6 protein-coding genes are annotated in these 13,045 nt (G+C 72.7%); all 6 read left to right on the top strand.

Annotated features, from left to right (window positions below; translation table 11 throughout):
* Positions 1 to 101: 101 nt before the first annotated feature.
* Entirely contained in the window at positions 102 to 1,586 is a 1,485-nt protein-coding gene (locus ABZ840_RS26350) for a sodium:solute symporter (protein WP_361562839.1), read from the top strand.
* Positions 1,587 to 1,623: 37 nt separating this feature from the next.
* The gene (locus tag ABZ840_RS26355; protein ID WP_361562869.1) at positions 1,624 to 3,339 is read left to right on the top strand and encodes a thiamine pyrophosphate-binding protein; all 1,716 of its coding nucleotides are present in this window, start codon (positions 1,624 to 1,626) and stop codon (positions 3,337 to 3,339) included.
* 104 nt (positions 3,340 to 3,443) lie between these two features.
* A complete protein-coding gene (locus ABZ840_RS26360) occupies positions 3,444 to 6,206 on the top strand; it encodes a discoidin domain-containing protein (protein WP_361562841.1) in 2,763 nt (920 codons plus the stop codon).
* A 106-nt stretch (positions 6,207 to 6,312) separates the two neighbouring features.
* The gene (locus ABZ840_RS26365) at positions 6,313 to 7,350 is read left to right on the top strand and encodes an esterase-like activity of phytase family protein (RefSeq protein ID WP_361562843.1); all 1,038 of its coding nucleotides are present in this window, start codon (positions 6,313 to 6,315) and stop codon (positions 7,348 to 7,350) included.
* Positions 7,351 to 7,459: 109 nt separating this feature from the next.
* Positions 7,460 to 11,320: an ABC transporter ATP-binding protein gene (locus ABZ840_RS26370; protein WP_361562844.1), complete on the top strand. Its 3,861-nt coding sequence runs from the start codon at positions 7,460 to 7,462 to the stop codon at positions 11,318 to 11,320.
* A gap of 106 nt (positions 11,321 to 11,426) precedes the next feature.
* Entirely contained in the window at positions 11,427 to 12,872 is a 1,446-nt protein-coding gene (locus ABZ840_RS26375; protein ID WP_361562846.1) for a S28 family serine protease, read from the top strand.
* Positions 12,873 to 13,045: the final 173 nt, after the last annotated feature.

Here is a 13,045-nt window from a genome sequence, read left to right on the forward strand (position 1 = left end):
GGAGTGGAGGAAACGTACACTTCTTCGCCGCCGCGCCGTTTCCTAAGGTCAACCCACGCAATCCCGCCCGCCCCCGCTCCGCCCTGCCGAAGGGATGGCCCATGGCTGTCGACTACGCGGTGATCATCCTCTATCTGGCCGGCATGCTCGCCATGGGCTGGTGGGGCATGCGCCGCGCCCGTTCCAAGAGCGAATTCCTGGTCGCCGGACGGCGCCTGGGGCCGTTCATGTATTCCGGGACCATGGCCGCGATCGTTCTCGGCGGCGCCTCCACCATCGGCGGCGTCGGCCTCGGCTACCAGTACGGCCTCTCCGGCGCCTGGATGGTCTTCACCATCGGCCTGGGCCTGCTCGCGCTGAGCGTCTTCTTCTCGGCCCGGATCGCCCGGCTGAAGGTCTACACCGTCTCCGAGATGCTGGACCTGCGCTACGGCGGCTCGGCGGGCGTCATCTCCGGCGTGGTGATGTGGGCGTACACCCTGATGCTCGCGGTCACCTCCACCATCGCGTACGCCACCATCTTCGACGTCCTCTTCGGCCTGGACCGCACGGTGTCGATCATCCTCGGCGGCGTGATCGTCGTCGCGTACTCCACCCTCGGCGGCATGTGGTCGATCACCCTCACCGACATGGTGCAGTTCGTGGTCAAGACGATCGGCGTCCTGCTGCTCCTGCTGCCCATCGCGGTCGTGAAGGCCGGCGGCTTCGGTGAGCTGCGCGCCGAACTCCCCGACTCCTACTTCGCTCCGCTCGGCATCGGCGCCCAGACCGTCTTCACCTACGTCCTCATCTACTCCTTCGGCATGCTGATCGGCCAGGACATCTGGCAGCGGGTGTTCACCGCGCGCGGCGACCGCGTCGCACGGCTGGGCGGTACCGCGGCCGGCACGTACTGCCTGGTGTACGCGCTGGCCGGCGCGGTGATCGGCACGGCCGCCAAGGTGCTCTACCCCCATCTGGGCAGCCCGGACGACGCGTTCGCCACGATCGTGAAGGACGCGCTGCCGGTGGGCGTGCGCGGGCTGGTCCTCGCCGCGGCGCTCTCCGCGGTGATGTCCACGTCCTCGGGCGCGCTCATCGCCTGCGCGACGGTCGCCAACAACGACATCTGGTCCCGGCTGCGTGGCGCCATCGGCGGCCGGGACCGCGCCGAGCACCACGACGAGGTGCGCGGCAACCGCGCCTTCATCCTCCTCATGGGCGTCGCCGTCATCTGTATCGCCATCGCCCTCAACGACGTCGTCCAGGCGCTGACCGTCGCCTACAACCTCCTGGTCGGCGGGCTGCTGGTCCCGATCCTCGGCGGCCTGCTGTGGAAGCGCGGCACGGGCGCCGGCGCGCTGGCCGCCGTCGCGGCGGGCGGCGCGACGGTCATCGCCCTGATGGCCTGGCGCGGCGTCCTCGCCAACGAACCGATCTATTACGGACTGCTGGTGTCGCTGGCGGCGTACGTCATCGGCAGCCTCCTCACCAGGCCGACGGACCCGGCGGTCATGGCCGCGTGGCGGGCCCGCGTCGCGGGCTCCCCGACCACGGCTCCCGTCCCGGCCGGCTCCAGCCCGTCCGGGGGCACCTCCCAGCGTTAGCCGGGGGAGTTTGAGGACGAGCGGCCGCCAGGCCGCGATGGACGCGAACCCCCAAGCACCCGCAGAAAGGCACCACGTGAGCACCCCGCAGTCATCGGACAGGCCCGCGCAGCGAACCGGCGGTGACTTGGTCACCGAATCGCTCCAAGCGCTGGGCGCGCAGACCGTCTTCGGCCTCCCCGGCCAGCACGCCCTCGGCCTCTTCGACGCGCTGAGCCGCAGCGCCCTCCGGTACGTCGGGCTGCGCGTGGAGAACAACGCCGGGTTCGCCGCCGACGCGTACGCCCGTACGACCCGCACGGTCGCGCCCCTCATGGTCTCCACCGGCCCCGGCGCGCTGATGACGCTCGCCGCGCTGCAGGAGTCCGCCGCCGCCTCGGCCCCCGTGCTGGCGATCGGCAGCCAGGTGCCGGCGGCCGGGCTCGGCGGTGGCCGCCACGGCTACCTGCACGAACTCCGGGACCAGAGCGCCTCGTTCCGCGACGTGGTGAAGTCCGTGCACAGCGCGCGCACGCACTCGCAGATCCCGTCGGCGATCGCCGCGGCCTGGAAGTCGGCGCTGACGGCCCCGCGCGGCCCGGTCTGGGTGGAGATCCCGCAGGACGTACTGCTCGCACCGACGGAGATCCCGGTGGTCACGGGCGTGGCAGCGGATCCGGAGGGACTGCCCCCGCGCCCCGAGCTGACCGCCGCGGCCGCCGGCCTGCTGGCGAACGCGGAGCGTCCGGCGATCATCGCGGGCGGCGGGGTCGTGCGGGCGGACGCCGCGGACGAGCTGCGGCAGCTGGCGGAACGGCTGCGGGCTCCCGTGGTCACCACCTTCGGCGGCAAGGGCGCGTTCCCCTGGACCCACCCCCTCTCCCTCCAGTCCTGGCTGGAGGACCGCCACACCACGGACTTCCTGGAGGACGCGGACGTCCTGCTGGTGGTGGGCTCGGGCCTGGGCGAACTCTCCTCGAACTACCACACCTTCGTGCCCCGCGGCCGGGTCGTCCAGATCGAGGCGGACGCGGGCAAGCTGGAGGCCAACCACCCCGCGCTCGGTATCCACGCGGACGCCCGCCTCGCGCTCCGGGCGCTGCTGGAGACGACCGGCACCCGTGAGGACGACACGGCACCCGAGCGCGTACGGGCAGTGCTGGACCGGGTGGGGGAGCGGATCGCGTCCCAGGACCTGGCCCTGGAACAGAACGTGCTGGCCGCCGTCCGCGAGGCGCTGCCCGACACCGCGGTCAGCTGCTGGGACATGACGATCCTCGGCTACTGGGCCTGGTCGGCCTTCGACGCCCGCCACGCGAACACCATGCACTCGGCGCAGGGCGCGGGCGGTCTCGGCTACGCCTTCCCGGCGGCGCTGGGCGCGGCCGCCGCGGACCCGGCACGCCCCGTGCTCGCGGTGAGCGGCGACGGCGGCGCCATGTACTCGCTCGCGGAGCTGGCCACGGCGCGCCAGTACGAACTGCCGGTGACCTGGCTGATCGTGGACGACGGCGGGTACGGCATCCTCCGCGAGTACATGACGGACACGTTCGGGCGGGCGACCGGCACCGAGCTGGCGCGGCCGGACTTCGCGGCGCTCGCCGAGTCCTTCGGGGTGCCCGCGGTGACCAGCGCCCCCGAGCGGCTGCGGGACGACCTGGCCGCGGCGCTGGCGGCCCCCGGCCCCTCCGTGGTGGTGCTGCCGGCGCTGCTGCGGATGTTCGCACCGACGCATAGGGGTGATTCCGCGGATTCTCCGACTTCGGAAAGTTAACAAAGCGCGCGGACCGTTGACGCGAACTGTTCATAACTTTAGGTTCGCTGCGGGCAGCGCCCCGGCCTGCCCGCCCGTGCCCGACGAACCGTCGACGGAGAACAATGACGTACTCCCCACGTCCGCTGCCGCGCGCCGGCCGGCGGCTGCTCGTCCCCCTGCTCGCGGGCGCGCTCATCGCGGCCGTGCCCCCCGCCTCCTCGGCCGAGACGCCGGCCGGGGGCCGCGCCGCTGGCCCGGCGGCGGGCGCCACCCCCGCCGCCGACGGCTCCTGCGCCTCGGACGGTCCCGGGTGGACGCCCACGTCCACCCGCATCGATCCCGAGGACAGCCACCACCCGTACGTCGCCAACGGCTACCTCGGGCAGCGGGTGCCGCCCAACGGGACCGGGTACGCGGCGACCGGCGGGAAGACCGGCTTCCCGCTCTACACGCCGCGCTACGACGGCGCCTTCGCGGCCGGACTGTTCGCCGACGGCCCCGAGTCGGTGAAGAAGCGGCAGGCCATCGCCGCGCTGCCCACCTGGTCCACGCTGAACGTCGCCACCGGCGGCTCCGGCGGCGAGACCTTCAGCGCCGCGACGAAGCCCGGCCGGATCTCCCACTACCGGCAGACCCTGCTGATGCGCTGCGGCCTGGTCCGTACGTCGCTGACCTGGACCGCCGCCGACGGCCGCGCCACCGACCTGGTCTTCGACGTGCTCGCGGACCGCACCCGCGCGCACACCGGCGCGGTGCGGCTGCGGATGACGCCGCACTGGAGCGGCCCGGCCACCGTCACCGACACGCTCGACGGGCGGGGTGCCCGCCGGATCACGCAGACCGGTGGCGGCGCCCGCGGCGGCGACCGGACGCAGGACGTCACCTTCCGTACGAACGGCACGAACACGGCGGGCGCGGTCGCGTCGACGCTCCGTACGGGCCCGGGCATTCGTTCGGAAAGTGAACAGAAGGCCGCGGCGGCGAAGAAGCTGACGGCGCATCAGGGCGTCTCCTTCCCGGTGCACAAGGGCCGGACGTACGAGGTCGCCAAGTACGTCGGCGTGGACACCGCGCTCACCTCCGACGACCCCAGGGCCGCCGCCACCCGCGCCTCCCAGCAGGCCGCGGCGCGCGGCTGGGACGGTCTCTACCGCGACCACGCCGCCGCCTGGCAGAAGCTGTGGCGCTCCGACGTCGAGGTGCGCGGCCGGGAGCAGCGCGATCTCCAGGCGTGGGTGCGCTCCGCGCAGTACGGGCTGCTCGCCAACTCCCGCGAGGGGTCCTCGAACAGCATCGCCCCGACCGGCCTGACCAGCGACAACTACGCCGGCGAGATCTTCTGGGACGCCGAGACGTGGATGTACCCGGGCCTGCTGGCCGCCCACCCCGACCTCGCCCGGTCCGTCGTGGACTACCGCTACCGGACCCGGGACGCCGCCCGCGCGAACGCCAAGAAGCTCGGCTACGACGGGCTGTTCTACCCCTGGACCAGCGGCGGCAAGGGCGACCTGTGGAAGGAGTGCCACAGCTGGGACCCGCCGCACTGCAAGACCCAGAACCACCTGATGGGTGATGTCTCGCTGGCCGCCTGGCAGTACTACCTCGCCACCAAGGACACCGGCTGGCTGCGGGACCGCGGCTGGCCCGTCATGCAGGGCATCGCGAAGTTCTGGGCCTCCCGCGCCACCAAGAACGGCGACGGCAGCTACTCCATCAAGAACGTCGCGGGCCCCGACGAGTACAGCAACGGCGTGGACGACGGCGTCTTCACCAACGCGGGCGCCGCCACCGCGCTCCGCCACGCCACCCGCGCCGCCGCCGTCCTCGGCAAGAAGGCCCCCGCCTCCTGGAACGCCATCGCCGGCAAGCTGCGCATCCCGTACGACAAGAAGAAGCAGGTCTTCCAGCAGTACGACGGCTACCGGGACACCACCATCAAGCAGGCGGACACCGTGCTGCTCCAGTACCCGCTGCAGTGGCCGATGTCCGACGCCGCCAAGGCGAAGACGCTGGACCACTACGCCGCGCGCACCGACCCCGACGGCCCGGCGATGACCGACTCGGTGCACGCCATCGACGCCGCCGAGACCGGCGAGCCCGGCTGCGCGACCTACACCTACCTCCAGCGGTCGGTCCGGCCCTTCATGCGCGGCCCGTTCCACCTCTTCTCCGAGGCCCGCGGTGAGAAGGCCGGCGCCAACGACCCGCTGTCCGGCTCGCCCGCGCAGGACTTCCTCACCGGCAAGGGCGGCTTCCTCCAGGTCTTCACCCACGGCCTCACCGGCCTGCGGCTGGGCGAGGACCGGATCACCCTGGACCCGACGCTGCCGCCGCAGCTCGCCGACGGCGTCACCCTGCGCGGTCTGCACTGGCAGGGCCGGACGTACGACGTCGCGCTCGGCGCGCACCACACCGAGGTGCGGCTGACCGGCGGCGAGCCGATGACGGTCGCCACCCCGGAGGGCGAGCGGGTCGTCGGCCGGGGCGCCCCGCTGCACCTGAAGACCCGCCGTCCCGATCAGGACCCGACGGACGACGCGGCCCGCTGCCGGCCGGCCAAGGCCACGTCCGAGGAGCCCGGGCTGTACGCGGGCGCCGCGGTGGACGGCAACACCACCACCGCCTGGGTGCCCGACGCCACCACCGGCACCCTCACCGCCGACCTGGGCGGCGTCCGCCGGATCGGCACGGTCACCCCGCACTGGACGGACACGAAGCCCGAGTCGTACCGGATCCAGGTCTCCCGCGACGGGCGGCACTGGACCGGCACCGGCTACGACGGGAAGTCGCAGGCCCGGTACGTCCGGGTCACCGTGCACGGCAAGGACGGTGCCAAGACCCGGCCCGGCATCACCGAGCTGACGGTGGCCGAAGCGAAGGACTGACCGTACGGCCGTTCCGCGGGACGGAACGTGTGATGCGGGCGGGGCGCCCGGGGGAAGAAACCCCGGGCGCCCCGCCCGTCGCCGTCCCGCCACCGGAAGGACCCCCGTGCGCCTCACCGCCGCCGTACCCGCCGCCCTCGCCGCCGCGCTGCTCGTCGCCGGAACGCTCCCGGCGGCCGCGGCCCCGCCCGGGGCGCCCGCCACCGGCCACGCCTGCTCGCCCCGCGTCTCCGTCGACCGCTGGTCCGACGCCCTCGACAAGCGGTCCGTCGACGGCACCTACGTCGGCAACCTCTCCGCGCTCGCCCGCGACACCGACGGCGACCTGCTCGCCCTCTCCGACCGGTCCGCGCTGGTCACCCTCGACGGCCGGACCCGCGAGCCGCTGCGCGCCGTACCGCTCGCCGACGAGCACGGCACTCCGCTGGACTCCGAGGGCCTGGTCGTCGAGGGGAACGGTGACCGGATCGTCACCTCCGAGACCGAGCCGTCGGTGCGCCGCTACGACCGTGCGGGGCACCCGCGCGGCAGCCTCCCCGTCCCCGGCGCGCTGCGGGTCGCCCCGGCCGGCCGGTCCACCGGCAACCAGACCTTCGAGGGCCTGACCGCCGGCCCCGGCGGCCGGACGCTCATCGCGTCCATGGAGGGCGCGCTCACCGGCGACGGCACCGACGCGCGGGGCCGGGCCCTGCACCGCTTCCAGACCTGGGAGCGGCGGCCGCACGGCGACTACGCGCTCGGCCGGCAGTTCGCGTACCCGGTCGAGAAGGGCATGACCGTCCCCGAGATCACCGCGCTCGGCGACGGCCGCCTGCTCGTCCTGGAGCGCACCTTCACCCCGCAGGGCAACGTCATCCGCCTCTACCTCGCCGACCCCCGGCACGCCACCGCGACCCAGGACACCGAGCGGCTCACCGAGGCCGTGCGCCCCGCGCGCAAGACTCTCCTCGCCGACCTCACCCGCTGCCCCTCCCTCGGCGCCCCCGCCAAGCAGCCGCAGCTCAATCCGCTGCTGGACAACATCGAGGGCATGACCGTGCTCGGCCGGCACGCGGGCCGGCTGCACCTGCTGCTGGTCAGCGACGACAACCAGAACCCGAAGCAGATCACGCGGCTGTACGACATGACCGTCCGTGTCCGGTGAGCGGCGTGAGGTGACGCCCATGGTTGCGTGAATTGTTGCGGTGGGATGAAAACACCGGTCGTCGATGTTGGTGCCTTGCGGCAGGGACTCGATCGGTGGGAGGCGTCGCGTGGCGGGCACGGACACGGCAGAAGAGGGCTGGGCGCGGCGGCTGACGCGCACATGCTGGCAGTACAGGAAGGACGTACTGCTCGCGCTCGGCTCCTCGCTCGCCGGGATGGCCGTCATGGCGCTGGTCCCGCTGGTGCCGAAGCTGATCATCGACGACGTGATCGTCAAGCACGAACGGTCCCTCGCCCCGTGGGCCACCCTGCTGATCGTCGCCGCGGTCGCCGTCTACGTCCTCACGTACATCCGCCGGTTCTACGGCGGCCGGCTCGCGCTGGACGTGCAGCACGATCTGCGTACCCGCATGTACCGCGCGATCACCCGGCTGGACGGGCGGCGCCAGGACGAGCTGTCCACCGGCCAGGTGGTCGGCCGCGGCACCAGTGACCTGCAGCTCGTGCAGTCGCTGCTGTTCATGGTGCCGATGATGCTCGGCAACATCCTGCTGTTCGCCATCTCGCTGGTCGTCATGGTGGTGCTGTCGCCGCTGCTCACCGTCGTCGCCCTCGCCGTGGCGCCCGCCCTGTGGTGGATCGCCAAGCGCAGCCGCGTCCGGCTCTTCCCGGCGACCTGGTACGCCCAGGGGCAGGCGGCGGCCGTGGCCGGCGTGGTCGACGGCGCCGTCTCCGGCGTCCGCGTCGTCAAGGGCTTCGGCCAGGAGGAACAGGAGACCGGCAAGCTCCGCGAGGTCAGCCGGCGGCTCTTCGCCGGCCGGCTGCGCACCGTACGCCTCAACGCCCGCTACACCCCCGCGCTCCAGGCCGTGCCCTCCCTCGGCCAGGTCGCGATGCTCGCCCTCGGCGGCTGGATGGCCACCCGCGGCCAGGTCTCGCTGGGCACCTTCGTGGCCTTCTCCACCTACCTCGCCCAGCTCGTCGGCCCGGTCCGGATGCTCGCCATGGTCCTCACCGTGGGCCAGCAGGCCCGCGCCGGCGTGGAGCGGGTCTTCGAGCTGATCGACACCGAGCCGGTCATCGAGGAACGCCCCGACGCCGTCGAGCTGCCCGCCGACGCGCCCGCCACCGTCGAGTTCGAGCACGTCACGTTCCGCTACGGCGACGACACCGGCACGCACCCGGTCCTGGACGACTTCTCGTTGCGCATCGAGCCCGGCGAGACCGTCGCCGTGGTCGGCACCTCCGGCAGCGGCAAGTCCACCGTCTCCCTGCTCCTGCCCCGCTTCTACGACGCCGGCGCGGGCCGGGTGCTCGTCGGCGGCCGGGACGTGCGCGACCTGACCGCCGACTCGCTGCGCGGCGCCATCGGCCTGGTCCCCGAGACCAGCTTCCTCTTCTCCGACTCCCTCCGGGACAACATCGCCTACGGCGCCCCGGACGCCACCGACGAGCAGATCCGCGCGGCCGCCCGCGCCGCCCAGGCCGACGGCTTCATCTCGGCCCTGCCCGACGGCTACGACACCGAGGTCGGCGAGCAGGGCCTGAGCCTGTCCGGCGGCCAGCGGCAGCGCGTCGCGCTGGCCCGCGCCATCGTCACCGACCCGCGCGTGCTGATCCTGGACGACGCCACCTCCGCGGTGGACGCCCGGGTCGAGCACGAGATCCACGAAGCGCTGCGCGGCGTCATGGCGGGCCGTACGACCCTGCTGATCGCGCACCGCGCCTCCACCCTGGCGCTCGCCGACCGGGTCGCGGTCCTCGACGGCGGCCGGCTGCTGGACATCGGCACGCGCGAGGAGCTGGAGGAGCGCTGCGAGCTGTACCGCAGGCTGCTCACCGACCCGGACGAGCTGGGCAGTGTGGAGCGGGACCCGGTGGGGCGGGCCGCGACGGCCGGGGCCTTTTCCGGGGAAGCGGCGGCCACCGGGCTGCTGGAGCCGGCCCCGGCAGCGGGCCCGCAGGACGACCGCCCCCGCCTCGTCGACGGCGTCACGCCCGAGCTGTGGGTCCGTACCGAGGAGCCGGGCGACACCGGCCGGCAGGAGGGCGGCGGCGCACCGGCCGCGGCCCTCGCCGGCCGCCCCGGCGCCATGGCCGGCGCCCTCGCCGGGATGCCGGCCACCCCCGAACTGCTCGAAAAGGTCGCGGCCCTGCCGCCGGCCACCGACACCCCCGACGTCGACGAGGAGCGGGCGGCCCGCCCGGAGACCGCCTACGGCCTGCGCCGCCTGCTGGCCGGCTTCGGCCGCCCGCTGCTGGTCGCGCTGGCGCTGGTCGCCGTGGACGCGGTCGCCGGACTGCTGCTGCCCGTACTGATCCGGCACGGCATCGACGACGGCGTGCAGCGCGCCGCGATCAACGGCGTCTGGGCCGCCTCCGCCGCGGCCCTGATCGTCGTGCTCGCCCAGTGGGCCGCCCAGATCGGCTCCAACCGGATGACCGGGCGTACCGGCGAACGCGTCCTGTACGCGCTCCGCGTCAAGATCTTCGCCCAGCTCCAGCGCCTCGGCCTGGACTACTACGAGCGCGAACTGACCGGCCGGATCATGACGCGGATGACCACGGACGTCGACGCGCTCTCCACCTTCCTCCAGACCGGCCTGGTCACCGCCGTCGTCTCCGTCCTCACCTTCTTCGGCATCCTCGTCGCGCTGCTGGTCATCGACGTCCAGCTGGCCCTGGTCGTCTTCGCCACGCTGCCGCCGCTGATCATCGGCACGTACTTCTTCCGCAAGCGGAGCGTCAAGGCGTACGAGCTGGCGCGCGAGCGGATCAGCGTGGTCAACGGCGACCTCCAGGAGAGCGTCGCCGGGCTCCGCATCGTCCAGGCGTTCCGCCGCGAGCGCAGCGGCATCGACCGCTTCACCGAGCGCAGCGCCGCGTACCGGCAGGCCCGCACCCGCGGCCAGTTCCTGATCTCGGTCTACTTCCCCTTCGTCCAGCTGCTGTCCTCGGTCGCCGCCGCGCTCGTCCTGATCGTGGGCGCCGACCGGGTCTCGGCGGGCACCCTGACCGCGGGCGCGCTGGTCGCCTACCTCCTCTACATCGACCTCTTCTTCGCCCCCGTGCAGCAGCTCTCCCAGGTCTTCGACGGCTACCAGCAGGCATCCGTGTCCCTGGGCCGCATCCAGGAACTGCTGCGCGAACCGACCACCACCCCGGCGGCCGAGGAGCCCCGCCCGGTGCGGAAGCTGACGGGCGAGATCACCTTCGACGACGTGCACTTCCGGTACGCGACCGCCGACGGCGAGCAGGCCGAGGCCCTCTCCGGCGTCGCGCTGACCATCCCCGCCGGCCAGACCGTCGCGTTCGTCGGTGAGACCGGCGCCGGCAAGTCCACCCTGGTCAAGCTGGTCGCCCGGTTCTACGACCCCACCACGGGGGCGGTCCGGATCGACGGCACCGACCTGCGCGACCTGGACCTGACCGGCTACCGCCACCGCCTCGGCGTCGTCCCGCAGGAGTCGTACCTCTTCCCCGGCACCGTCCGCGACGCCATCGCCTACGGGCGCCCCGACGCGACCGACGCCGAAGTGGAGGCCGCGGCCCGGGCGGTGGGCGCGCACGACATGATCGCCACGCTCGACGGCGGCTACCTCCACGAGGTCGCCGAGCGCGGCCGCAACCTCTCCGCGGGCCAGCGCCAGCTCCTCGCCCTGGCCCGCGCCGAACTGGTCGACCCCGACGTGCTGTTGCTCGACGAGGCCACCGCGGCCCTCGACCTCGCGACCGAGTCCGTGGTCAACCAAGCCACGGAACGGCTGGCCGGCCGTCGCACCACGCTGGTGGTCGCCCACCGCCTGACCACCGCGGCCCGCGCCGACCGCGTCGTGGTGCTCGACCGTGGCCGGGTGGCCGAGGACGGGCCGCACGCCGAACTCGTCGCCAACGGCGGCCGCTACGCCGAACTGTGGCGTTCCTTTACCGGCGACTTCACGGGAGAGGAGGAGCGCGTACGGGTGTGAGCGGAACCGCCGCCGGGTGTGACCGGAACCGCCGGTCGGGGGGTGGTCGGTGGCAGGCCGTACCGATAGGTTCAGCGCGACCTTTGCGAACCCCAGGGGAGGGCGCATGCGCAGAACGCTCAGATGGCTGTTGTCGCTCGTCGTGCTCATAGGCACGCTCGGCGCGGGAACCGCCACGGCAGGGGCGGCCACCGTCGCCGGGCCGACCGGTACGACAGCGGACAGCCGCGCGGAGACGGACATCAAGGACCGACTCCTCGCGATACCGGGAATGAGCCTCGTCCAGGAGAAGCCGGTCGACGGCTACCGCTACTTCGTCCTGAACTACACCCAGCCGGTCGACCACCGGCATCCGGGCAAGGGCACCTTCCAGCAGCGCATCACCGTGCTGCACAAGTCGACGGACCGCCCCACCGTCTTCTTCACCTCCGGCTACAACGTCTCCACCGAGCCGACCCGCAGTGAGCCCACCAAGCTCATCGACGGCAACCAGGTCTCGATGGAGTACCGCTACTTCACCCCGTCCCGGCCGAAGCCCGCGGACTGGAAGAAGCTGGACATCCAGCAGGCCGCCGCCGACCAGCACCGCATCTTCCGCGCACTGAAGCCGGTCTACGCCAAGAACTGGATCGCCACCGGCGGCAGCAAGGGCGGCATGACGGCGACCTACTACCGCCGCTTCTACCCGCACGACATGAACGGCACCGTCGCCTACGTCGCGCCCAACGACGTGGTCAACGACGAGGACTCGGCGTACGACCGCTTCTTCGCCACCGTCGGCACCGCCCAGTGCCGCAAGGACCTCGCCGCGATCGAGCGCGAGGCGCTGAAGCGCCGCGGCGAGATGGTCGACCGCTTCCAGAAGAAGGCCACCGCCGAGGGCTGGACCTTCAAGCTCGCCGGCAACGCCGACCGCGCGTACGAGATCATGGCCACCGACCTGGTCTTCGGCTTCTGGCAGTACCAGCCCGCCGCCACCGCCTGCGCCGAGGTCCCGAAGCCGACGGTCACCACGGACGCGCTGTGGGCCTGGATGGACAAGGTCGGCGGCTTCGACAGCTACACCGACCAGGGCATGGAGCCCTACCTGCCGTACTACTACCAGGCGGGCACCCAGCTCGGTGAGCCCGGCTACCAGTACCCGAACGTCGCGGACCTGCTCCGCTACCCGGGCATCAACAACTCCCGCACCTTCGTCCCGCGCGACATCCCGATGTCCTTCGACAAGAAGGCCATGCCGGACGTGGACCGCTGGGTGCGCCACCACGCCCAGCAGATGATGTTCGTCAACGGGCAGTACGACCCGTGGAGTTCGGAGCACTTCCGGATCGGCAAGGGCGCGAAGGACTCCTACGTCTTCACCGTCCCCGGCGGCAATCACGGCTCCAACATCGCGAAGCTGAAGGACGCCGACCGCACCAAGGCCACCGCCCGCCTGCTGAAGTGGGCCGGCGTGCAGCCCGCAGCGGGCGAGCCGGCACCGGCGGCCCCGTACAACAAGAAGCTGGACAAGCAGCAGCAGGTCCAGCGGATGCCGCTGCTGCGTCCGTGAGCACGGACGCAGCGTAGGGGCTGATGCTCCCGCACAGCGTGATCCCCGGCGTGGGCCCGGGCGGTAATCCCGCTCGGGCGTTCCAGGTAAGCGACGTGGTCCTCGATGAACGGGCCAGCATCCTGTTCCGAGCCGACGTAGTGGAGAAACTCAGGTGCAACGTAGTGACTTCC

This window comes from Streptomyces sp. NPDC047117, assembly GCF_040643545.1.
Taxonomy (GTDB): domain Bacteria; phylum Actinomycetota; class Actinomycetes; order Streptomycetales; family Streptomycetaceae; genus Streptomyces.

Excerpts from the sequence above, each read along its gene's own strand:
- ABZ840_RS26355 (WP_361562869.1), top strand. The coding sequence starts at position 1,624 with ATGGACGCGAACCCCCAAGCACCCGCAGAAAGGCACCACGTGAGCACC.
- ABZ840_RS26360 (WP_361562841.1), top strand. The coding sequence starts at position 3,444 with ATGACGTACTCCCCACGTCCGCTGCCGCGCGCCGGCCGGCGGCTGCTC.
- ABZ840_RS26375 (WP_361562846.1), top strand. The coding sequence starts at position 11,427 with ATGCGCAGAACGCTCAGATGGCTGTTGTCGCTCGTCGTGCTCATAGGC.
- ABZ840_RS26350 (WP_361562839.1), top strand. The coding sequence starts at position 102 with ATGGCTGTCGACTACGCGGTGATCATCCTCTATCTGGCCGGCATGCTC.